The following is a 22,075-nucleotide window of genomic DNA, read 5'->3' as shown; positions in this document are numbered from 1 at the left end:
TCGAGCGCTCAGGATACGGAATGGCACGGCGGGCCGACCGGTGGGCCGGATACCCTGGCCACGTGCGCGCCCGACCAAGCGGGTGCGCAAAGCCGACAGCCGTCGCACCAGGGAGAAGCCCCATGGCCACAGCAGCCACCCCGTCCATCACTCAGCAGAGCCGCGCGAACGCGTTGCGTGAAGCGCTCGCCACCCGGGTGGTGGTCGCCGACGGTGCCATGGGCACCATGCTCCAGGCGCAGGACCCGACGCTGGAGGACTTCCAGAACCTCGAAGGCTGCAACGAGGTCCTCAACATCACCCGCCCGGACATCGTCCGGTCCGTCCACGAGGCCTACTTCGGGGTGGGCGTGGACTGCGTGGAGACCAACACCTTCGGCGCCAACTTCAGCGCGCTGGGCGAGTACGAGATCTCCGAGCGGATCTTCGAGCTGTCCGAGTCCGGCGCCCGGATCGCCCGCGAGACGGCCGACGCCCACACCGCCGCCGACGGCCGCGTCCGCTGGGTGCTGGGCTCGATCGGCCCCGGCACCAAGCTGCCGACCCTCGGCCACGCCCCGTACGCGACGCTGCGCGACGGCTTCCAGCAGAACGCGGCCGGGCTGATCGCCGGCGGTGCCGACGCGCTGCTGGTGGAGACCAGCCAGGACCTGCTGCAGACCAAGGCCGCCATCCTGGGCTCCAAGCGGGCCCTGGCCGAGGCCGGGCTCGACCTGCCGGTGCTGGTGCAGGTGACGGTGGAGACCACCGGCACCATGCTGCTCGGCTCCGAGATCGGCGCCGCGCTCACCGCGCTGGAGCCGCTGGGCGTGGACTACATCGGCCTCAACTGCGCCACCGGCCCGGCCGAGATGAGCGAGCACCTGCGCTACCTGGCCAAGAACGCCCGGATCGGCCTGTCCTGCATGCCGAACGCGGGCCTGCCGGTGCTCGGCAAGGACGGCGCCCACTACCCGCTCTCCCCGGCCGAACTGGCCGACGCCCACGACGTGTTCACCCGCGAGTACGGCCTCTCGCTGGTCGGCGGCTGCTGCGGCACCACCCCCGAGCACCTGCGCCAGGTGGTCGAGCGGGTCCAGGGCCGTCCGATCGCCCCGCGCGACCCGCGGCCGGAGCCCTCGGCGGCCTCGCTGTACCAGGCGGTGCCGTTCCGCCAGGACACCTCCTACCTGGCGATCGGCGAGCGCACCAACGCCAACGGCTCCAAGAAGTTCCGCGAGTCGATGCTGGCCGGCGACTGGCAGGCCTGCGTGGAGATCGCCCGCGACCAGATCCGGGACGGCTCCCACCTGCTGGACCTCTGCGTGGACTACGTCGGCCGCGACGGCGTCGCCGACATGAAGGAGATCGCCGGCCGACTGGCCACCGCCTCCACCCTGCCGATCGTGCTGGACTCCACCGAGCCGCCCGTGCTGCGGGCCGGCCTGGAGGCGCTCGGCGGCCGCGCGGTGCTCAACTCGGTCAACTACGAGGACGGCAACGCCCCCGACTCGCGCTTCGGCCGGATCGCCTCGCTGGCCCGCGAGCACGGCGCCGGCCTGATCGCGCTGACCATCGACGAGCAGGGCCAGGCCCGCACCGCCGAGGCGAAGGTCGCGATCGCCGAGCGGCTGATCGCCGAACTCACCACCGACTACGGCATCGACGAGGGCTCGATCCTGGTCGACTGCCTCACCTTCACCCTGGCCACCGGCCAGGAGGAGTCCCGCCGGGACGGCATCGAGACCATCGAGGCGATCCGCGAGCTCAAGCGCCGCCACCCCGGGGTGCAGACCACGCTCGGCCTGTCGAACATCTCCTTCGGCCTCAACCCGGCCGCCCGGGTGGTGCTCAACTCGGTCTTCCTGCACGAGTGCGTGGAGGCCGGCCTGGACTCGGCGATCGTGCACGCCTCCAAGATCCTGCCGATCTCCCGGATCCCGGAGGACCAGCGCGAGGCCGCGCTCGACCTGGTCTACGACCGCCGCCGGGACGGCTACGACCCGCTGCAGCGCCTCCTGGAGCTGTTCGAGGGCGTCTCCGCCGCCTCGGTCAAGGCCTCCAAGGCCGAGGAGCTGGCCGCGCTCCCGCTGGAGGAGCGGCTGCAGCGCCGGATCATCGACGGCGAGCGGAACGGCCTGGAGGCCGACCTGGACGAGGCGCTGGCCGGGCGCCCGGCGCTGGAGATCATCAACGACACCCTGCTGGCCGGCATGAAGGTGGTCGGCGAGCTGTTCGGCTCGGGCCAGATGCAGCTGCCGTTCGTGCTCCAGTCCGCCGAGGTGATGAAGACCGCGGTGGCCCACCTGGAGCCGCACATGGAGAAGTCCGACAGCGAGGGCAAGGGCACCATCGTGCTGGCCACCGTCAAGGGCGACGTCCACGACATCGGCAAGAACCTGGTCGACATCATCCTGTCCAACAACGGCTACAACGTGGTCAACCTGGGCATCAAGCAGCCGGTCTCGGCGATCCTGGACGCCGCGCAGGAGCACAACGCGGACGTCATCGGGATGTCCGGGCTGCTGGTGAAGTCCACCGTGATCATGAAGGAGAACCTGGAGGAGCTGAACCAACGCAAGCTGGCCGCGAGCTACCCGGTGATCCTCGGCGGCGCCGCGCTCACCCGGGCCTACGTCGAGCAGGACCTGCACGAGATCTACGAGGGCGAGGTCCGCTACGCCCGGGACGCCTTCGAGGGCCTGCGGCTGATGGACGCGCTGATCGCGGTCAAGCGCGGCGTGCCCGGCGCGGCCCTGCCGGAGCTCAAGCAGCGCCGGCACGCCCGGGTCGAGGTGGAGGAGCCGGAGCCCGAGGTCAACCTCGGCCAGATCCGCTCCGACGTCGCGGTCGACAACACCGTGCCGACCCCGCCGTTCTGGGGCGACCGGATCGTCAAGGGCATCCCGTTCGCCGACTACGCCTCCTGGCTGGACGAGGACGCGCTGTTCAAGGGGCAGTGGGGCCTGAAGGCCTCCCGCACCGGCGACGGCCCCTCGTACGAGGAGCTGGTGGAGACCGAGGGCCGGCCGCGGCTGCGGGCCTGGCTGGACCGGCTGCAGACCGAGGGCTGGCTGGAGGCGGCCGTGGTCTACGGCTACTACCCGGCCAACTCCAAGGGCGACGACCTGATCGTCTTCCACGAGGACGGCACCGAGCGCACCCGCTTCACCTTCCCGCGCCAGCGGCGCGGGCGCCGGCTCTGCCTGGCCGACTTCTTCCGCCCGGAGGAGTCCGGGGTGCGGGACGTCGTCGGCCTCCAGGTGGTCACCATGGGCAACCGGATCTCGGAGGCGGCCAACGAGCTGTTCGCCGGCAACTCCTACCGGGACTACCTGGAGCTGCACGGCCTGTCGGTGCAGCTGGCCGAGGCGCTGGCCGAGTTCTGGCACGCGCGGGTCCGCTACGAGCTGGGCTTCTCCGGCGAGGACCCGCAGGACGTCAAGGACATGTTCGCGCTCAAGTACCGCGGCGCCCGCTTCTCGCTCGGCTACGGGGCCTGCCCCGAGCTGGAGGACCGCGCCAAGATCGCCGAGCTGCTGAAGCCGGAGCGGATCGGCGTGGTGCTCTCCGAGGAGTTCCAGCTGCACCCGGAGCAGTCCACCGACGCGATCGTGATCCACCACCCCGAGGCGAAGTACTTCAACGCCCGGTAACGCCCGGTTCGTGCCGCGTTCGCTCCTTCCGGGCGAAGCGGGCGTATCCTGGATGATCCTGAACGGGCCGGTCCGCTCACCAGCGGGCCGGCCCGTGCCTTCCCCGGAACGCCCCGGGCCTGCCGGAAGGACACCTGCCATGACGACCAGCCCCACCTCCGCGCGCATCCTCGACCACGGGGACGACCGCGGGCTCCAGGCGGTGCTGCTGGACATGGACGGGACGCTGGTGGACACCGAGGACTTCTGGTGGCAGGCCGAGGCCTCGCTCTTCGCCGAGCTGGGCCACGAGCTGGACGAGGCGGACCGCGCCCACGTGGTCGGCGGCCCGATGGCCAGGGTGATGGACTACCTGGTCGCCCGGACCGGGGCGGACATCGCGCCGGCCGACCTCGGCGTGCTGGTCAACCAGCGCTTCGTCGACCTGCTGGCAGGCGGGGTGCCGCTCATGCCGGGCGCCGAACGGCTGCTCAACACCCTTGCCGCGCACGGCATCCCGGCCGCCATGGTGTCCGCCTCGCACCGGCACGTGATCGACATCGTGCTGCGCTCGCTGGGCGCCCACCACTTCGCCTTCACCATCGGCGGGGACGAGGTGCCGCGCACCAAGCCGTTCCCGGACCCGTACCTGGAGGCGGCCCGGCGGCTGGGGGCGGACCCGGCCCGCTGCGTGGTGATCGAGGACACCCCGACCGGGGTGCGGGCGGGCGAGGCGGCCGGCTGCCCGGTGATCGCGGTGCCCTCGGTGGCGGCGATCGAGCCGGCTCCGGGGCGGCTGGTGCTGCCCTCGCTGGAGCGGGTCGACCTCGACCTGTTGCGCTCCCTGGTCACCTCGCGAGTGTGATTGTCGTCTCATTGCGACCCGGCCTTACTGGCCGGTAAGCGACCTCGCGGGCCTCCGGGACGAAGCCGTCGGGGGAGAAAACGGGCATTGGCTGACAACTCGTCGGGCGTGCCGTGATGCCCTGAACCACCGTGTCCCAAACGTCATCTGCACGGGTACCGGTCGTGCGTGTTCGATGTGGCACGCTACTCCAGTTCGTGCCACCCAGAAGGACGCGCCTCGTGAAGACTTCAGCTGAACGCCTGGCAGTACTCGGTTGCGCCGGCCTGGTCGCCGTGTCGGTGGCGGGCTGCGGATCGGTGACCGACGTGGTCAAGGGGGACAGCGGCAAGTCCATCACCATGGGCACCAGCCAGCTGACCGGTGTCCTGGACCCGGCCGCCGCCTACGACTCCGGATCCTGGCTGTTGCTGCGCAACACCTTCCAGTCGCTGCTCACCTTCCAGGCCGCGGCCAGCTCGCCCTCCCCGGACGCCGCGCAGTCCTGCGAGTTCACCAGCGCCGAGGCCACCGAGTACCACTGCACCCTGAAGCCCGGCCTGAAGTTCTCCAACGGTCACCCGATGACCGCCCAGGACGTGGTCTACTCGATCGAGCGCACCAAGAAGATCAACGACCCGAACGGCCCGGTCGAACTGCTCGACTCGATCAAGTCCGTCGAGGCCAAGGGCGACAACGAGGTGCTCTTCCACCTCTCCGCGCCCGACGCCACCCTGCCGGCGAAGCTGGCGACCCCGGCCGGCGCCATCGTGGACCACCAGGCCTACCCCGCCGACAAGCTCGTCGCCAACGACAAGCTGATCGGCTCCGGCCCGTACCGCATCGACTCGGTCGAGAACCTGAACGGCGGCAAGCAGCTGGGCAAGGTCGTGCTGTCGGCCAACGACAAGTACGGCGGCGAGGCCAAGCTGCGGAACAACAAGTTCACCGTCCGGTACTTCGACAAGTCGGAGGACCTGAAGGCCGCGCTGGACCGGAGCGAGGTCGACCTCACCGACAACAGCCTGGAGCCGAACACCGCCGCCCAGGTCCGCTCCGACCAGCAGGGCGGCAAGACCGACCTCCAGGTGACCGAGGGCGACAGCAACGACACCCGTTCGCTGGTCCTCAACACCAAGGACCCGCTGATGAGCAACGTCGCCGTCCGCCAGGCCATCGCCCAGATGATGGACCGCAAGGCGCTGGCCCGCGACGTCTTCGCCCGCACCGTCCAGGCGCTCTACTCCATGGTCCCGGCCGGGCTGCCCGGCCACAGCACGGCCTTCTTCGACCGCTACGGCGACCAGGACGTCAACAAGGCCAAGAAGATCCTGACCGACGCCAAGGTCCAGACCCCGGTCAAGTTCACCCTCACCTGGTCCCGTTCGCGGGCCGGCAGCAACGAGGCCGAGACGCTGAAGAAGCAGCTGGAGACCGGCGGCCTCTTCCAGGTGACGCTCGCCCAGGAGCCGGACTGGGACTCGTACCGCAAGGGCTGGGCCGAGAGCAAGTACCAGGCGTACGTCATCGGCTGGTTCGCCGACTACCCGGACCCGGACAACTACCTCGCCCCGCTGCTGGTCAACGGCGGTGCCTACCACCACGGTTGGGACGACCCGCGGATCAGCGGCAAGCTGGTGCCGGACGGCCTCAAGCAGACCGACCGCAGCGCCGCGGCCGCCACCTACGCGCAGATCCAGCAGATCGAGGCCGAGAACGTGCCGCTGGTCCCGCTGTACCAGAACAAGTCCTTCTTCGCGGCCCGCTCGTACGTCACCGGCGTCGAGTCCACCGTCGACACCACCGGCTACTTCCGCTTCTGGGAGATCAGCCGGACCAACAAGTAGCGCCCGCAGCACGGCGGCCCGCCCGCTTCCCCGTCGGTACGGGGGAGCGGACGGGCCGCCGTCGTGTTCCGGCGGCCCCGCGGGGCCGCCACGGGCCTACAGGGCGCCCGGGCGCACCAGCCCGCTCTCGTAGGCGTACACGGCCGCCTGGACCCGGTCGCGCAGCTGGAGCTTGGTCAGCACATGGCCCACGTGCGTCTTGACGGTGGTCTCGCTGACGAACAGCTCGGCCGCGATCTCCGCGTTCGACAGCCCGCGCGCCACCAGCTTCAGCACCTCCAGCTCCCGCTCGGTCAGCGCGCTCAGCGCCTGCGGCGGCGCCTCGTCGCCCGAGGGCAGCTTGGTGGCGTACATGTCCAGCAGCCGGCGGGTGATGCTCGGCGCCAGCATCGCCGCGCCGTCCGCGACCACCCGGATCGCCTGCACCAGCTCCTCGGCCGGGACGTCCTTCAGCAGGAAGCCGCTGGCGCCCGCGCGCAGCGCCTCCACCACGTACTCGTCCAGGTCGAAGGTGGTCAGCACCAGCACCTTGGCCGGGCCGTCCCGCCCCGGGCCGGCGATCCGGCGGGTCGCCTCGACGCCGTCCATCCTGGGCATCCGGATGTCCATCAGCACCACGTCGGGCTGCAGCGCCCGCACCTGGTCCAGCGCCTGCTGGCCGTCGCCGGCCTCCCCGACCACCACGAGGTCGGACTCGGCTTCCAGGATCATCCGGAAACCGGTGCGCAGCAGCGGCTGGTCGTCGACCAGCAGCACTCGGATCGTCACCTAGGACTCCTTGCTCATCGGATCCCCCGTGGGATCACTCTCATCCGACGTACGGGCCGGCGGCACCGGCAGCGGGTACGGCGGCGGGGTGCCGCCGAACTCCGGGCAGCTGGCCTGGTGGTCGCACCAGTCGCAGAGGCGGTTGCGGGTGGCCGGGAAGTCCCCGGTGGCCACCGCCAGGCCGATCCGCTCCCACAGTGCCTGGAGCTTGCGCTCCACGGCGAGCAGGTCCGCCTCGTCCGGGTCGTAGCTGACCACGTCCCCGCCCCCGCCGAGGTAGACCAGCTGGAGGCGCTTGGGAATCACGCCCTTCCAGCGCCACACCACCAGCGCGTAGAACTTCATCTGGAACATCGCCTTGCCCTCGAAGTCCCGCGAGGGCGCCCGGCCGGTCTTGTAGTCCACCAGCCGGACCTCACCGGTCGGGGCGACGTCCACCCGGTCGATGTAGCCGCGCAGCAGCAGCCCCGACTCCAGGGCCGTCTCCACGTAGAGCTCCCGCTCCACCGGGTGCAGCCGGGTCGGGTCCTCCAGCCGGAACCACTGGCCGACCAGCTTCTCGGCGTCCGCCAGCCAGCGGGTCAGCGCCGCGCCGTCCGGGTCCTCCGGGAACAGCGAGGCCAGCTCCGGGCGCTCGCCCAGCAGCCGCTCCCACTGCGGGCGCAGCAGGCCCAGCGCCCGCTCCGGCGTCCGCTCGGCCGCCGGGCTGTCGAACAGCCGCTCCAGCACGGCGTGCACCAGCGTGCCCCGGGTCGCCGCCGAGCTCGGCGGCTCGGGCAGCCGGTCGATCACCCGCAGCCGGTACAGCAGGGGACAGGTGAGGAAGTCCCCCGCTCGGGACGGCGAGAGGCCGGTCGGGGGTGCCGCCGGGCGCGCGGCGGCACTGCTGGTCTCGGTGTGCATGGCTACGACCCTATTGCCCTTCGCTGTCATCCCGCTGCCACGGTGCTGCCACAGGCGCGGCCGTGTGGGTATGAAACCGGGAGGAGGGCCGCGCAGCGCCGGACGGCCGCGATCACGTAGCGTGGGCGCACCGGGCACGACGGGGGAGACGACCGAAGGGATCACGGTGAGCGACAGCAGGGGGCAGCAGCCCTCCGACCGGCCACCGCAGGCGGAAGACGGGCGTCCGGCCGCGCCGCCGCCCGAGCGCCGCGGCGGCATCCTGATGGGCCGCCCCTTCGGTGTGCCCGTCTACGTCACCCCCTCCTGGTTCGTCATCGCCGCGCTGATCACCTGGGTGTTCGGCGGGCAGCTTGGCGAGGTGCTGCCCGACCTCGGCGGTGCCCGCTACCTGGTCGCGTTCCTCTTCGCGGTCGCCTTCTACGCCTCCGTCCTGGTGCACGAGCTCGCCCACACCCTGGTCGCGCTGCGCTACCGGCTCGGGGTGCGGCGGATCCAGCTCCAGTTCTTCGGGGGCGTCTCCGAGATCGAGAACGAGGCGGAGACCCCCTGGCGGGAGTTCTGGCTGGCCTTCGTCGGCCCGCTGCTCTCGCTGCTGCTCGGCGGCGTGTTCTACCTCGCGGTGCGGGCGGTGGAGCTGTCCACCGTGCCCGGGGTGCTGCTCACCGGCCTGATGGTCTCCAACCTGGTGGTCGCCGCCTTCAACCTGCTGCCGGGCCTGCCGCTGGACGGCGGGCGGATGCTGCGCGCGGTCGTCTGGGCGGTCAGCGGCAAGCCGATGACCGGCACGGTGGCCGCCGCCTGGGTCGGCCGCGGGCTGGCCGTCGCCGTGCTGGTCGGCCTGCCGCTGCTGAGCGCCGCCCGCGGCGTCGAGCGCACCACCACCGACACCCTGGTGGACGCGGTGCTGGCCGCGGTGCTCGCCGCGATCATCTGGAACGGCGCCACCGGCAGCCTGCGCAACGCCCGGCTCAAGGCGGTGCTGCCCGGCTTGCGGCTGCGCGAGCTGGCCCGGCGGGCCGTCGAGGTCACCGCCGACACCCCGCTCGGCGAGGCGCTGCGCCGGGCCCGCGAGGCCCAGGCCGGCGCGGTGATCGTGGTGGACGGCCGGGGCGAGCCGATCGCCCTCGTACGGGAGTCCGCGGTCCGGTCGGTGCCCGAGCACCGCCGCCCCTGGGTGGCCGTCGGCCCGCTCGCCCGGGACCTGGAACCCGGGCTGCGGCTGAGCGCCGACCTCGGCGGCGAGGACCTGCTGCGGGCCGTCCAGACCACCCCGGCGGGGGAGTACCTGGTCGTCGAGCCGGACGGCCGGGTGTACGGCGTCGCCTCGCTCAGCGACATCGAACAGCGGCTCACCGCCGCCGTCACCGGCCGCTGACCGCCGCCGACGATCACCCGCGTCCGGCGGGCCGGTCCGCTTCCCTTAGGATTGGCCGCATGTCCGAACCGACCGGTGCCGCCCGCCGACGCGGGCCCTTCCAGGTCGGGGACCAGGTCCAGCTGACCGACCCCAAGGGTCGCCACTACACGTTCACGCTCCAGGCCGGGAACCAGTTCCACACCCACAAGGGTGCGTTCCCCCACGACGAGCTGATCGGCGCCCCCGAAGGCACGGTCGTGCGCACCACGGGTAACGTCCCGTACCTCGCGCTGCGCCCCCTGCTCCCCGACTACGTCCTGTCCATGCCGCGCGGCGCCGCCGTGATCTACCCCAAGGACGCGGGGCAGATCCTGGCGATGGCCGACATCTTCGCGGGCGCCCGCGTGGTCGAGGCCGGTGTCGGCTCGGGCGCGCTCAGCACGTACCTGCTGCGCGCCGTGGGCGAGCAGGGCATGCTGGCCTCCTACGAGCGCCGGCAGGACTTCGCCGACATCGCCCGGGGGAACGTCGAGCGCTACTTCGGCGGCCCGCACCCGGCGTGGAAGCTGACCGTCGGCGACCTCCAGGACAACCTGGTCGAGACCGACGTCGACCGCGTCATCCTCGACATGCTGGCTCCCTGGGAGTGCCTGGACGTCGCCTCCCGGGCGCTCGTCCCCGGCGGCCTCATCTGCTGCTACGTGGCCACCACCACGCAGATGTCGAAGACCGTCGAGGCGCTGCGCGACCACGGCACCTTCACCGAGCCGCAGGCCTGGGAGACCATGGTCCGCACCTGGCACCTGGAGGGCCTGGCGGTCCGCCCGGACCACCGGATGATCGGCCACACCGGCTTCCTGCTCACCGCCCGCCGCCTGGCGGACGGCGTGGAGCCGCCGCTGCGCCGCCGCCGTCCGGCCAAGGGCGCGTACGGCGAGGACTACGACAACGGCTCCCCCGAGCCCTCCCTCCAGGAGCGCGCCGCCGCCCGCAAGGCCGCCCGCGCCACGGAGGCGGACCAGCCCGACCTGGGCTGAGCCCCGGACCCACGGAAGGGGTGGTACGAGCGCTCTGCTCGTACCACCCCTTCCTCTTCGGCCGTGGACGCCGTGTGGGACGATGCTCGCTCACGCCTTGGCGCTTGGAGCTCTGGAGGGGACGCCTGGTGGAGACCGCGGTCGGGACGACGACGGCGACGGCTGGACAGCACGGACCGCGGGGCCGCTCCGGACCCGGGCGCGCGCGCACCGCCCCCTGGCACTGGGCCGTCGCCCTGGCCGGCTGCGGCGCGGTGGTGGGGGCCGCTCTGGCCGCCTCCCCGGCCACCGGCACCCCGGTCCCCGCGCACGGCACCCCCCAGGCCCTCGCCGCGACCGCGGCCCCCGATCCGGCCCGGGCCCAACTTCCTCTGGACTGCGGCCCGTTCCCGGTGAAGACGGCGCTCAGCGTGCCCGCCCGGCTCGGCGACGGGCGCCCCGGCACGGTGGTGGCCGCGCACTGCGCCACCGAGACCGGCACCCCGCCGGACGCCGTCTTCCTGCTCGGCTTCGGCCCGGGAGAGCGCCCGGAGGTCGTGGCCACCCTGCTCGCCGAGCGCGAGAACCTCACCGTGAGCCGGATAGCGGTGCGTTCGGACGGCGCCATCACCGGCCACGCCCAGGGGTATTCCAGCGAGGACGTGCCGCGGTTCCGGCCCGACATCTCACTCGACCTCACCTGGACGCGCAAGGGCGGCGGCTGGGACCTCTCCCAGACCGCCGCCCCGGTCTCCGCCGTGTGACGGACCGGCTACTGCGCGTCCGGCCCGTACACCTCGACCCGGTCGGCGACCCGGCGCACGTGGATGCAGTCGCCGGGGCACTCCTTCGCCGAGTCCACCACGTCCTGAAGGATCGTCAGCGGCACCGGGGCGGTCTCCCCGGGCTGCTGGCGCAGCTCGTCGTCCGGCCCCTTCACGTAGGCCAGCCCGTCGATGTCGAGTTCGAAGACCTCGGGTGCGTACTGCGCGCAGATGCCGTCGCCGGTGCACAGATCCTGGTCGATCCACACCTCCAGCGCCTCGGCCGCCGCCGTCTGCTCGGTCACCGACATGGTCCCCTGCCGTTTCTGTCCCGGGTCGCCCCTATTCCTGGAGCAATCCCGCCATTCGTACAACGATCGGACCCAGACTCGTGGTCGCGATCGGATATCGCTTCGGTCGACGATACATCTGGCCCGCTTTGGGCGGTGCGCGGTGGGTATCCCAGTTAGCAGAGGGGAAGCACGCTGGGGCGAAGATCGGACACGCCCGTTCCATCTTTCTTGATCTAGGGGTTTACGGACCCCTGGTCCCAGGTAGGGTCTGGAAGCGTCCAGCTCCCCGGAGGAGGTGAGGACCGTGGCAGCCCACGATGACGACTACAACCGCAGCACCGGCAGGCCCGCTCGTGGTTCCGACGAGGCCGCTCAGGTCTCGTACCTTGAGCAGGAAATCGCCGTGTTGCGCCGCAAGCTCGCCGACTCGCCGCGCAATTCGAGGATCCTCGAAGAGCGGATCGTCGAGCTCCAGACCAACCTGGCGGGCGTGACCGCCCAGAACGACCGGCTCGCCTCCACCCTGCGTGAGGCCCGCGACCAGATCGTGGCCCTCAAGGAGGAAGTGGACCGGCTGGCACAGCCCCCGGCCGGCTTCGGCACCTTCCTCGACGCGAACGAGGACGGCACCGCGGACATCTTCACCGGCGGGCGGAAGCTCCGCGTGAACGTCAGCCCCAACGTCGCCCTCGACGAGGTGCGGCGCGGCCAGGAAGTGATGCTCAACGAGGCCCTCAACATCGTGGACGCGATGGCCTTCGAGAACATCGGCGAGATCGTCACCCTCAAGGAACTCCTGGAGGACGGCGAGCGCGCCCTGGTCCTGGGGCATACCGACGAGGAGCGCGTGGTGCGCCTCGCCGAGCCGCTGCGCGGGCTGACCATCCGGGCGGGCGACGCCCTGCTGCTGGAGCCCCGCTCCGGCTACGTGTTCGAGGTCGTGCCGAAGTCCGAGGTCGAGGAGCTGGTCCTCGAGGAGGTCCCGGACATCGACTACCGGCAGATCGGCGGCCTGAGCAACCAGATCGAGCAGATCCGCGACGCGGTCGAGCTGCCCTACCTGCACGCCGACCTCTTCAAGGAGTACGAGCTGCGCCCGCCCAAGGGCGTGCTGCTCTACGGCCCGCCCGGCTGCGGCAAGACGCTGATCGCCAAGGCGGTCGCCAACTCGCTGGCCAAGAAGGTCGCCGAGGTCACCGGCCGCCCCCAGGGGAAGAGCTACTTCCTCAACATCAAGGGCCCCGAGCTGCTCAACAAGTACGTGGGCGAGACCGAGCGGCAGATCCGCCTGGTCTTCCAGCGGGCCCGGGAGAAGGCGAGCGAGGGCACGCCCGTCATCGTCTTCTTCGACGAGATGGAGTCGCTGTTCCGCACCCGCGGTTCCGGCGTCAGCTCGGACGTGGAGAACACCATCGTCCCGCAGCTGCTCGCCGAGATCGACGGCGTGGAGGGGCTGGAGAACGTCATCGTCATCGGCGCCTCGAACCGCGAGGACATGATCGACCCGGCGATCCTGCGGCCCGGCCGCCTGGACGTCAAGATCAAGATCGAGCGCCCGGACGCCGAGGCCGCGAAGGACATCTTCTCCAAGTACCTCAAGGACTCGCTGCCGTTCCACCCGGACGACCTCAAGGAGCACGACGGCTCCGTCGAGGCGACGGTGGCGGCGATGATCCAGTCGGTGGTGGAGCGGATGTACTCCGAGACCGAGGAGAACCGCTTCCTGGAGGTCACCTACGCCAACGGTGACAAGGAGGTCCTGTACTTCAAGGACTTCAACTCCGGCGCGATGATCCAGAACATCGTCGACCGCGCGAAGAAGATGGCCATCAAGGACTTCCTCGACCACGGTCAGCGCGGTCTGCGCGTCTCCCACCTGCTCGCCGCCTGCGTGGACGAGTTCAAGGAGAACGAGGACCTCCCGAACACCACCAACCCGGACGACTGGGCCCGCATCTCCGGCAAGAAGGGCGAGCGGATCGTCTTCATCCGCACGCTGGTCACCGGCAAGCAGGGCGCCGAGTCCGGCCGCTCCATCGACACTGTCGCCAACACGGGGCAGTACCTGTAAGCACGCGGTTGTCCGGGCCGGCAGCGGTCCCCGGAGCTGTACGCACCCCGTCCGGCTGTGGCGCCTCGCGGCCCCGCAGCCGGACGGCGCGTCTCCGGGCCCGCCGCTCGGCGCCGGGTTCTAGGCTCGACCCACCGTCCGCGGGCAGAGGCCCGGCGTCGGTGTTGTTCGGCGGTACGTCAGAGTGCGCCGCCCGTCGGGGGCGGTGCACCGGGCAAGGAGGGCCGCATGACCGTACGGCGAGTGATGGGCATCGAGACCGAGTACGGGATCTCCGTGCCGGGGCACCCCAACGCCAACGCCATGCTCACCTCGTCCCAGATCGTCAACGCGTACGCGGCGGCGATGCACCGGGCACGGCGGGCCCGCTGGGACTTCGAGGAGGAGAATCCGCTGCGCGACGCACGGGGGTTCGACCTGGCCCGCGAGGTCGCGGACGCCAGCCAGCTGACCGACGAGGACATCGGCCTCGCCAACGTCATCCTCACCAACGGGGCCCGGTTCTACGTGGACCACGCGCACCCCGAGTACAGCTCGCCCGAGGTGACCAACCCCCGCGACGCGGTGCTCTGGGACAAGGCCGGCGAGCGGATCATGGCCGCCGCCGCGCAACGCGCGCTGGAGCTGCCCAACGGGCAGAACATCCACCTGTACAAGAACAACACCGACAACAAGGGCGCCTCCTACGGCACCCACGAGAACTACCTGATGAAGCGGGCGACACCGTTCGCCGACATCGTCCGCCACCTCACCCCGTTCTTCGTCTCCCGCCAGGTGGTCACCGGCGCCGGCCGGGTCGGCATCGGCCAGGACGGCTCGGCGCACGGCTTCCAGCTCAGCCAGCGGGCGGACTACTTCGAGGTCGAGGTCGGCCTGGAGACGACGCTCAAGCGCCCGATCATCAACACCCGCGACGAGCCGCACGCGGACGCCGAGAAGTACCGCCGGCTGCACGTGATCATCGGGGACGCCAACCTCTCCGAGATCTCCACCTACCTCAAGCTGGGGACCACCTCGCTGGTCCTGTCGATGATCGAGGACTCGTTCATCGCCGCGGACCTCGCCGTCGACCAGCCGGTGCGCACCCTGCACCGGGTCTCCCACGACCCGACCCTCAAGCACCTGATCACCCTGCGCAACGGGCGCCGGCTCACCGCCGTCCAGCTCCAGCTGGAGTACTTCGAGCTGGCCCGCAAGTACGTCGAGGACCGCTTCGGCACCGACGCGGACGAGCAGACGGTGGACGTGCTGACGCGCTGGGAGGACGTCCTGGGGCGGCTGGAGCGCGACCCGATGTCGCTCTCCCGGCAGCTGGACTGGGTCGCCAAGCGGGAGATCCTGGAGGGCTACCGCAGCCGGGACGCCCTGGAGTGGGACAACCCGCGGCTGCACCTGGTCGACCTCCAGTACAGCGACGTACGGCCCGAGAAGGGGCTCTACAACCGCCTGGTGGCCCGCGGGCGGTTCGAGCGACTGCTCACCGAGGACGAGGTCGAGCGGGCCGTCTCCAAGCCGCCGGAGGACACCCGGGCGTACTTCCGCGGGCGCTGCCTGGAGCAGTACGCGGAGCACGTCGCGGCGGCCTCCTGGGACTCGGTGATCTTCGACCTGCCGGGCCGGGACTCGTTGCAGCGGGTGCCCACCCTGGAACCGCTGCGCGGCACCCGCAACCACGTCAAGGCGCTGCTGGACCGCTGCCGCACGGCCGAGGACCTGCTCCGGGTGCTGTCCGGCGGGTAACTTTTCGATCACCACGGGTGAACGTCCGCCGAATGGGAATCATCCGGGGTGGCAGCGGGTGTTGGACAGGAAGCGCCACCGGCAAACCGGGAGCGGCAGTCGCACCCTGTGTATAGGGTCGTTGCAGCGAGCAGCGACCGAACCGTGCCAGACGAATCGAGCGGGGTGAGGGAAATGGCGGGCAAGGACACCGGCGGCGGCCAGCAGCGGGCGAACCGTTCCTCCGAGGAGGTCGAGGAGCAGGCCGCGGAAAGCCAGAATTCCGAGGACCTCAAGGAGCGCCAGGAAAAGCTGAGCGACGACGTGGACGCGGTGCTGGACGAAATCGACGAGGTCCTCGAGTCGAATGCCGAGGATTTCGTGCGCGGATTCGTCCAGAAGGGCGGGCAATAGCCCGGCACCGGGCATTTCGAATTCACGGTCGCGACCGTCCGGGGCGGCCGGGCGGCGAGCACCGCCCGGCCGCCCGGCACCGGCCCCACCACCCGTGGACAGTGATCGTCGGGCGGGTAGGGTGCGGGCAGCGCGCGCTTCAAGCTACCTGGAAGGAATCGTGTGGAAGCCAACACTCGTGGCACCGGGCGTCTACCGGCTGCCTTCCTGACCCCGGGGTCGTCCTCGTTCATCGACTTCCTCGCCGAGCACCGGCCGGAGCTGGTCCCCGGCCACCGCGGGCTCCCGGAGGGGGCCGTGGTCGAGGCCCCGCACGGGACCACCATCGTGGCCGCGGTGTTCGACGGCGGCGTGGTGATCGCGGGTGACCGCCGGGCCACGATGGGCAACGTGATCGCCCAACGCGACATGGAGAAGGTCTTCCCGGCCGACGAGTTCAGCGCGGTCGGCGTCGCCGGCACCGCGGGCCTCGCGATCGAGATGGTCCGGCTGTTCCAGCTGGAGCTGGAGCACTACGAGAAGATCGAGGGCGCCACGCTCTCCCTGGAGGGCAAGGCGAACCGGCTCACCACCATGATCCGGGGCAACCTGGGCATGGCGATGCAGGGCCTCGCCGTGGTGCCGCTGTTCGCCGGCTACGACCTGGACCTCGGCCGCGGCCGGATCTTCAACTACGACGTCACCGGCGGACGGTCCGAGGAGCGCGGCTTCACCGCCACCGGCTCGGGCTCCGTCTTCGCCCGCGGCTCGATGAAGAAGCTCTACCGCGACGACCTGACGGCCGACCAGGCCGTCACCATGGTCGTCCAGGCGCTCTACGACGCGGCGGACGACGACTCCGCCACCGGCGGCCCGGACCTCGCCCGCAGGATCTTCCCGATCGTCTCGCTGATCACCGAGGACGGCTTCCGCCGGCTCACCGAGGAGGAGGTCACGGAGGTCGTCGTGGCCATCACCGACGAGCGCCTGGCCCGGCCCAACGGTCCGCAGGCCCCGCTGATCTAGCCACCACCTCACAGGAAGGGGACGACCGCCGGTGTCGACACCGTTCTACGTCTCACCCCAGCAGGCCATGGCGGACCGCGCGGAGTACGCCCGCAAGGGCATCGCGCGCGGCCGCAGCGTGGTCGTGCTCACCTACGCCGACGGCATCGTCTTCGTCGCGGAGAACACCTCCAGGGCGCTCCACAAGGTCTCCGAGATCTACGACAAGATCGCCTTCGCGGCGGTCGGCCGCTACAACGAGTTCGAGAACCTGCGCATCGGCGGCGTCCGCTACGCCGACCTGCGCGGCTACTCCTACGACCGGGCCGACGTCACGGCCCGGGGCCTGGCCAACGTGTACGCCCAGACCCTGGGCACGATCTTCTCCTCGGTCGGCGAGAAGCCGTACGAGGTCGAGCTGATCGTGGCCGAGGTCGGCCGCACCCCCGACAACGACCAGATCTACCGGCTCACGCCGGACGGCTCGGTCGTGGACGAGAAGAACTACGTGGTGGTCGGCGGCAACGCCGACTCGATCGGCAACTACCTGGGCCAGCGCCACCGGGCCGGCCTGAGCCTCACCGAGGCGGTGAAGGTCGCGGTGGACTCGCTCGCCCGCGACCCCAACGGGGGCAGCCCGCGCAGCCTCACGCCGGAACAGCTGGAGGTGGCGGTCCTCGACCGCCAGCGGTTCCAACAGCGCAAGTTCAAGCGGATCCTGGGCAACCAGCTGGGCCGGCTGCTCGACGGGGACCAGTCCGCCGAGGCGGACGACGAGGACGACCCGGCGGACGGCACGCCGGTGTAGCAGTGCCTGCGGAGTCCCGTGCGGCGGCCCTGCCGCCGCCGTCCGGGACTCCGGTGCCCCTGCGGCGGCCCAGTCGTCGTGGAGGCGGTTTCGGACAGCTCCGACAGAGAATGGAGTGCTCATGGACCGCCGGATTTTCGGGCTGGAGAACGAGTACGGCGTGACCTGCACGTTCCGCGGGCAGCGACGGCTGTCCCCGGACGAGGTGGCGCGGTACCTGTTCCGCCGGGTCGTCTCCTGGGGCCGCAGCAGCAACGTCTTCCTGCGCAACGGCGCCCGCCTCTACCTCGACGTCGGCTCCCACCCCGAGTACGCCACCCCCGAGTGCGACGACGTCGTCGAGCTGGTGACGCACGACAAGGCCGGCGAGCGCATCCTCGAAGGGCTCCTCGTGGACGCCGAGCGGCGGCTGCACGAGGAGGGCATCGCGGGGGACGTCTACCTCTTCAAGAACAACACCGACTCGGCCGGCAACTCCTACGGCTGCCACGAGAACTACTGCGTGGCCCGGCACGGCGAGTTCTCCCGGCTGGCCGACGTGCTGATCCCGTTCCTGGTCACCCGCCAGCTGATCTGCGGCGCGGGCAAGGTGTTGCAGACCCCGCGCGGCGCGGTGTTCTGCGTCAGCCAGCGGGCCGAGCACATCTGGGAGGGCGTCAGCTCGGCGACCACCCGCTCGCGTCCGATCATCAACACCCGGGACGAGCCGCACGCGGACGCCGAGCGCTACCGCCGGCTGCACGTGATCGTCGGCGACTCCAACATGTCCGAGACCACGACGCTGCTCAAGGTCGGCACCACCGACCTGGTGCTGCGGCTGATCGAGGCCGGCGTGGTGATGCGCGACCTCACCCTGGAGAACCCGATCCGGGCGATCCGCGAGGTGAGCCACGACCTCACCGGCACCCACCAGGTGCGGCTCGCCAACGGCCGGGAGGCCAGCGCGCTGGACATCCAGGAGGAGTACTACACCAAGGCCCTGGAGTTCGCCGACCGCAAGGGCATCAACACCGGCACCGTCGCCCGGGTGCTCGACCTGTGGGGCCGCACCCTGGAGGCCGTCCGCACCGAGCGGCTGGACGGGGTGGCCCAGGAGATCGACTGGATCATGAAGTACAAGCTCATCGAGCGCTACCGCGAGAAGCACCAGATGAGCATGTCCAACCCGCGGGTGGCCCAGATCGACCTCGCGTACCACGACATCCACCGCCGCCGCGGCCTGTTCTACCTGCTCCAGGGCAAGGGCCAGGCGCAGCGGGTGACCACCGACCTCAAGACCTTCGAGGCCAAGTCGATCCCGCCGCAGACCACCCGGGCCCGGCTGCGCGGGGACTTCATCCGCCGGGCGCAGGAGCAGCGCCGGGACTTCACGGTGGACTGGGTGCACCTGAAGCTGAACGACCAGGCGCAGCGCACGGTGCTGTGCAAGGACCCGTTCCGTTCGGTGGACGAGCGGGTGGAGAAGCTGATCGCGGGGATGTAGCCGCGAAGAGGCGTGGTCAAGGCGGCGGCCGGCCCCGGTGGTGTCTACCGGGGCCGGCCGCGTGCCGGGCATACGCTGTCCGTCGAGTCCGGAGAGCCGACTTCGACCGACAGTTAGGACCACCGTGCGCCGCACCGCCGGTTTGCTTCTCACCCTGCCGTTGCTGCTCGCGGTCGCCTGCAGCAGCTCACCCAAGGCGGCCGGCCCGTCGTCGCCCTCCCCGGCGAGTGCCGCCCCGACGGTGCCCGCGCCGGTCGGCGAGGCGTCGCCGATGCCCACGCTCTCGGGCGGCGGATTCGGCAGCAAGGCCACCATCACCATCCCCGAGGGCCAGCAGCCCAGCGGCCAGTTCGTGGTGAACACGGTCACCGAGGGCGAGCGCACGACCGTCGACAAGGGCGACTGGGTGACGGTCAACTACACCGCCAAGGACTGGACCACGGGCAAGGACCTGCCCAGCTCGTACGACGCCAACGGCAAGCCGCAGCTCTACCAGGCCGGCAGCGGGCAGCTGGTGCCGGCGCTGGACCAGAGCGTGATCGGGAAGAAGGTGGGCAGCCGGCTGCTGGTGGTGGCCCCGCCCTCGGCCGCCTTCGGCGAGCAGGGCTCCACCCAACTGGGCGTCAACAACGGCGACACCGTGGTGTTCGTGCTGGACGTCATGGAGAGCCTGCCGCCGGACTCCACGCTGAGCGGGGCGATGACCGAGCCGGCCGCGACGCTGCCGCAGGTCAAGGACAACGGCAAGGCGCCGGCGACGATCACCGTCCCGGCCGGGCAGGCCGCGCCCACCGACCTCCAGCAGGCGGTGCTGATCAAGGGCGAGGGCAAGCAGGTCAAGAGCGGGCAGACCCTGGTGGTGCAGTACACCGGGGTGCTGTGGGCCAACGGCCAGCAGTTCGACGCCTCCTGGACGCACGGCGGAGCGCAGGCGGTGCAGATCGGCACCGGCAGCGTGATCGAGGGCTGGGACAAGGGCCTGGTCGGGCAGAACGTCGGCAGCCGGGTGCTGCTGGTGGTGCCGCCGGCGCTCGGCTACCAGGACAAGGCGCAGGGCTCGGTGCCGGCGAACTCGACCCTGGTCTTCGTGATCGACATTCTCGAAGCGGTCTAGGTCCGGCTCTCGAAGTCACCCCGGGGATTCCGTACGCTTGGGCGGACGCTCGTACAGCGAAGCGTCCGCCCTCATCCTGAGCTGTCATACTGCCCACGCACTGTGGCAGGCGCCGCCCGGTGCCGAGGTCCGGGGCGGGCGGTGCGACCGCAGGCCGGCGTGCCCACGCCGGGCGCAGACCTGGAAGACCTCGTGGCGAGATGGATGGGGAGTCATGACTGAGAAGACGCCGAGCCCGGGCGGGGCCGGCACCGCGGCGAACGACAGCTCTGCGGGTGACCCGGCCGCCTCTCGCCCCGGCGGCCCGGTCGGGGACCGCGAGTCGATCGTCGTTCCCCCGGCGATCCTGGCGCAGCAGGCCGGCTGGGCGCAGCCCGGCGAGGCGCCGCGCGTCCAGGGCGGGACCAAGACGGACGACGCCCCGCAGATCTTCGCCTCCAACGTGCGCAAGTCCGACACCTCGGAGGCCGGGTACGACGAGAACCCGCCCGGCGTCGGCAAGCTGGGTGTGATCCTCGGCACGGTGCTGGCGGTGCTGCTGGTCGGCAGCGGCATCACGCTCTACATGGTGAACAAGGACGACTCCAAGGACACCGCCGCGGCCAAGCCGGACGCCGCCAAGACCGCGCCGCCCACGCCGACCGCCGACCCGGTGCCGCCGATCAAGGACAGCGCCAAGGTGCTGCCCACGGTCGCCGGAGACTTCGGCAAGAAGGCCGAGATCCAGGTGCCGGGCGAGGCCTCCGACGGCTCCTTCGTCGTCAAGGTGCTCACCGAGGGCACCGGCGCCAAGGTCGAGAAGAACTCCTGGACCTCGGTGGACTACACCGCCAAGGACTGGACCACCGGCAAGGACATCCCGAGCTCGTACGACGCCAACGGGAAGCCGCAGATCTTCCAGGCCGGCACCGACGCGCTGATCCCGGCCCTGGACCAGGCCGTGATCGGCAAGAAGGCCGGCAGCCGGCTGCTGGTGGTGGCCCCGCCGGCCGCCGCGTTCGGCTCCCAGGGCAAGGCCGACATGTCGATCGGCGCCAAGGACGACCTGATCTTCGTGATCGACATCCGCAACGCCAACGCGCCGGACGCCGTGGTGAGCGGGACCGTCACCCCGCCGCCGGCGGACTTCCCGCAGGTCAAGGACAACGGCAAGAAGCCGGCCGAGATCACCCCGGTGGCCGGGGCGAAGGACCCGACCGAGCTGAAGTCGCACGTCCTGATCAAGGGCACCGGGCCGAAGGTGGAGAAGGGCGAGAAGGTCGTCGTCCAGTACACCGGCGCGCTGTTCTCCAGCGGCAAGGTGTTCGACTCCTCGCTCAGCAAGGGCCAGGCGTTCACCTTCCCGGTCGGCGGCGGCCAGGTCATCCAGGGCTGGGACCAGGGCCTGGAGGGCCAGACCGTCGGCAGCCGGGTCGAGCTGGTGATCCCCGCCGCGCTGGGCTACGGCGACAAGGGCCAGGGCGACATCCCGCCCGGCGCGACGCTGGTCTTCGTGGTGGACATCCTGGACGCCGGTCAGGGCTGACCCGCTTTCGGGTGACAATGGTGCACGTGTGACCTTCGGGTCCGGCCGCGTGGCCGGGCCCGGACGGGCGGCGGGCGCCCGTACGGTGGTCCTGAGAGGGACCGGGTGCGGGCGCCCGCCGCTTGGTCGTGAATGCCAGTGAACGTGAGAAGAGGGACTGTGAGCGTCAACCTCAACGAGAAGCCCGAGATCGACTTCCCGATCGGCGACGCCCCGACGGAGCTGCAGATCCGCGACATCGTCGTCGGCGACGGCGCGGAGGCCAAGAAGGGCCAGAACGTCAGCGTCCGCTACGTCGGCGTGACCTTCGAGACCGGCGAGGAGTTCGACGCCAGCTGGAACCGGAGCCCCAACGAGTTCCGCTTCCCGCTGGGCGCCGGCCGCGTCATCAAGGGCTGGGACCAGGGCGTCGTCGGCATGAAGGTCGGCGGCCGGCGCGAGCTGACCATCCCGGCGAAGCTGGCGTACGGCGACCAGTCGCCGTCGCCGCTGATCCCGAAGGGCTCGACCCTGATCTTCGTGGTCGACCTGCTGGCCGTCTGAGCCTG

Annotated in this window: 18 protein-coding genes and 1 pseudogene; 16 read left to right on the top strand and 3 right to left on the bottom strand. The window is 71.0% G+C overall.

Translation table 11 applies throughout. The features are described from left to right. Positions 1-122 precede the first annotated feature (122 nt). The 3 genes from metH (at position 123) to ACZ5GH_RS07610 (ending at position 6,305) form a co-directional block, all read left to right on the top strand. Positions 123-3,635, top strand: a complete 3,513-nt coding sequence (gene metH / locus ACZ5GH_RS07620) for a methionine synthase (RefSeq protein WP_387759855.1) — start codon at positions 123-125, stop codon at positions 3,633-3,635. A gap of 139 nt (positions 3,636-3,774) precedes the next feature. Continuing rightward, positions 3,775-4,479, top strand: a complete 705-nt coding sequence (locus tag ACZ5GH_RS07615; RefSeq protein ID WP_387759856.1) for an HAD family hydrolase — start codon at positions 3,775-3,777, stop codon at positions 4,477-4,479. A gap of 221 nt (positions 4,480-4,700) precedes the next feature. Continuing rightward, positions 4,701-6,305 (top strand): ABC transporter substrate-binding protein, encoded by a 1,605-nt coding sequence (locus tag ACZ5GH_RS07610; RefSeq protein ID WP_387759857.1) that lies wholly within the window; start codon positions 4,701-4,703, stop codon positions 6,303-6,305. A gap of 96 nt (positions 6,306-6,401) precedes the next feature. Here the strand turns inward: ACZ5GH_RS07610 and ACZ5GH_RS07605 are convergent, their stop codons facing one another. Together ACZ5GH_RS07605 and ACZ5GH_RS07600 are read right to left on the bottom strand one after the other, a co-directional pair. Continuing rightward, positions 6,402-7,073 (bottom strand): response regulator, encoded by a 672-nt coding sequence (locus ACZ5GH_RS07605; protein WP_188299078.1) that lies wholly within the window; start codon positions 7,071-7,073, stop codon positions 6,402-6,404. Continuing rightward, on the bottom strand, positions 7,074-7,976 hold the full coding sequence (locus ACZ5GH_RS07600; RefSeq protein ID WP_387759858.1) for a RecB family exonuclease: 903 nt from the start codon (positions 7,974-7,976) through the stop codon (positions 7,074-7,076). Between the two features lie 166 nt (positions 7,977-8,142). Here ACZ5GH_RS07600 and ACZ5GH_RS07595 point away from each other — a divergent pair, with 166 nt between their 5' ends. The 3 genes from ACZ5GH_RS07595 to ACZ5GH_RS07585 all read left to right on the top strand — a co-directional run bounded on the left by ACZ5GH_RS07595 (position 8,143) and on the right by ACZ5GH_RS07585 (position 11,116). Next, positions 8,143-9,354: a site-2 protease family protein gene (locus ACZ5GH_RS07595; protein WP_387759859.1), complete on the top strand. Its 1,212-nt coding sequence runs from the start codon at positions 8,143-8,145 to the stop codon at positions 9,352-9,354. Between the two features lie 59 nt (positions 9,355-9,413). Then, the gene (locus ACZ5GH_RS07590) at positions 9,414-10,373 is read left to right on the top strand and encodes a tRNA (adenine-N1)-methyltransferase (RefSeq protein ID WP_387759860.1); all 960 of its coding nucleotides are present in this window, start codon (positions 9,414-9,416) and stop codon (positions 10,371-10,373) included. A 128-nt stretch (positions 10,374-10,501) separates the two neighbouring features. Continuing rightward, positions 10,502-11,116: a hypothetical protein gene (locus ACZ5GH_RS07585; protein WP_387759861.1), complete on the top strand. Its 615-nt coding sequence runs from the start codon at positions 10,502-10,504 to the stop codon at positions 11,114-11,116. A gap of 8 nt (positions 11,117-11,124) precedes the next feature. Here ACZ5GH_RS07585 and ACZ5GH_RS07580 read toward each other — a convergent pair whose 3' ends face one another. Beyond that, positions 11,125-11,427, bottom strand: coding sequence for a ferredoxin (locus ACZ5GH_RS07580; RefSeq protein ID WP_387759863.1), 303 nt, complete (start codon positions 11,425-11,427; stop codon positions 11,125-11,127). Between the two features lie 286 nt (positions 11,428-11,713). On the opposite strand from ACZ5GH_RS07580, the gene arc reads away from it, so the two are divergent. From arc to ACZ5GH_RS07530, 10 genes and pseudogenes are all read left to right on the top strand, one after another. Continuing rightward, positions 11,714-13,480, top strand: a complete 1,767-nt coding sequence (gene arc, locus ACZ5GH_RS07575; RefSeq protein WP_387759865.1) for a proteasome ATPase — start codon at positions 11,714-11,716, stop codon at positions 13,478-13,480. Positions 13,481-13,708: 228 nt separating this feature from the next. Further along, positions 13,709-15,220, top strand: a complete 1,512-nt coding sequence (gene dop, locus ACZ5GH_RS07570) for a depupylase/deamidase Dop (RefSeq protein WP_387759866.1) — start codon at positions 13,709-13,711, stop codon at positions 15,218-15,220. A 174-nt stretch (positions 15,221-15,394) separates the two neighbouring features. After that, complete coding sequence (locus tag ACZ5GH_RS07565; protein WP_355250385.1) at positions 15,395-15,613, top strand: ubiquitin-like protein Pup; 219 nt, start codon at positions 15,395-15,397, stop codon at positions 15,611-15,613. 133 nt (positions 15,614-15,746) lie between these two features. After that, positions 15,747-15,824: pseudogene (locus ACZ5GH_RS07560) on the top strand (endonuclease VII domain-containing protein); the annotation flags it as partial. Then, positions 15,821-16,618, top strand: a complete 798-nt coding sequence (prcB, locus tag ACZ5GH_RS07555; RefSeq protein WP_387759925.1) for a proteasome subunit beta — start codon at positions 15,821-15,823, stop codon at positions 16,616-16,618. The pseudogene ACZ5GH_RS07560 and the gene prcB, both read left to right, overlap by 4 nt. A 31-nt stretch (positions 16,619-16,649) precedes the next feature. Then, positions 16,650-17,405: a proteasome subunit alpha gene (gene prcA / locus ACZ5GH_RS07550; RefSeq protein ID WP_359819840.1), complete on the top strand. Its 756-nt coding sequence runs from the start codon at positions 16,650-16,652 to the stop codon at positions 17,403-17,405. 121 nt (positions 17,406-17,526) lie between these two features. After that, positions 17,527-18,888: a Pup--protein ligase gene (pafA, locus tag ACZ5GH_RS07545; protein ID WP_387759868.1), complete on the top strand. Its 1,362-nt coding sequence runs from the start codon at positions 17,527-17,529 to the stop codon at positions 18,886-18,888. A 124-nt stretch (positions 18,889-19,012) separates the two neighbouring features. Continuing rightward, the gene (locus tag ACZ5GH_RS07540; protein ID WP_387759869.1) at positions 19,013-20,002 is read left to right on the top strand and encodes an FKBP-type peptidyl-prolyl cis-trans isomerase; all 990 of its coding nucleotides are present in this window, start codon (positions 19,013-19,015) and stop codon (positions 20,000-20,002) included. 214 nt (positions 20,003-20,216) lie between these two features. Continuing rightward, positions 20,217-21,527, top strand: a complete 1,311-nt coding sequence (locus tag ACZ5GH_RS07535) for an FKBP-type peptidyl-prolyl cis-trans isomerase (RefSeq protein ID WP_387759871.1) — start codon at positions 20,217-20,219, stop codon at positions 21,525-21,527. A 159-nt stretch (positions 21,528-21,686) separates the two neighbouring features. After that, positions 21,687-22,070, top strand: coding sequence for an FKBP-type peptidyl-prolyl cis-trans isomerase (locus tag ACZ5GH_RS07530; protein WP_464333762.1), 384 nt, complete (start codon positions 21,687-21,689; stop codon positions 22,068-22,070). Positions 22,071-22,075 lie beyond the last annotated feature (5 nt).

The organism is Kitasatospora sp. Xyl93, from assembly GCF_055383135.1.
This window is presented reverse-complemented; position numbering and strand designations above follow the sequence as displayed.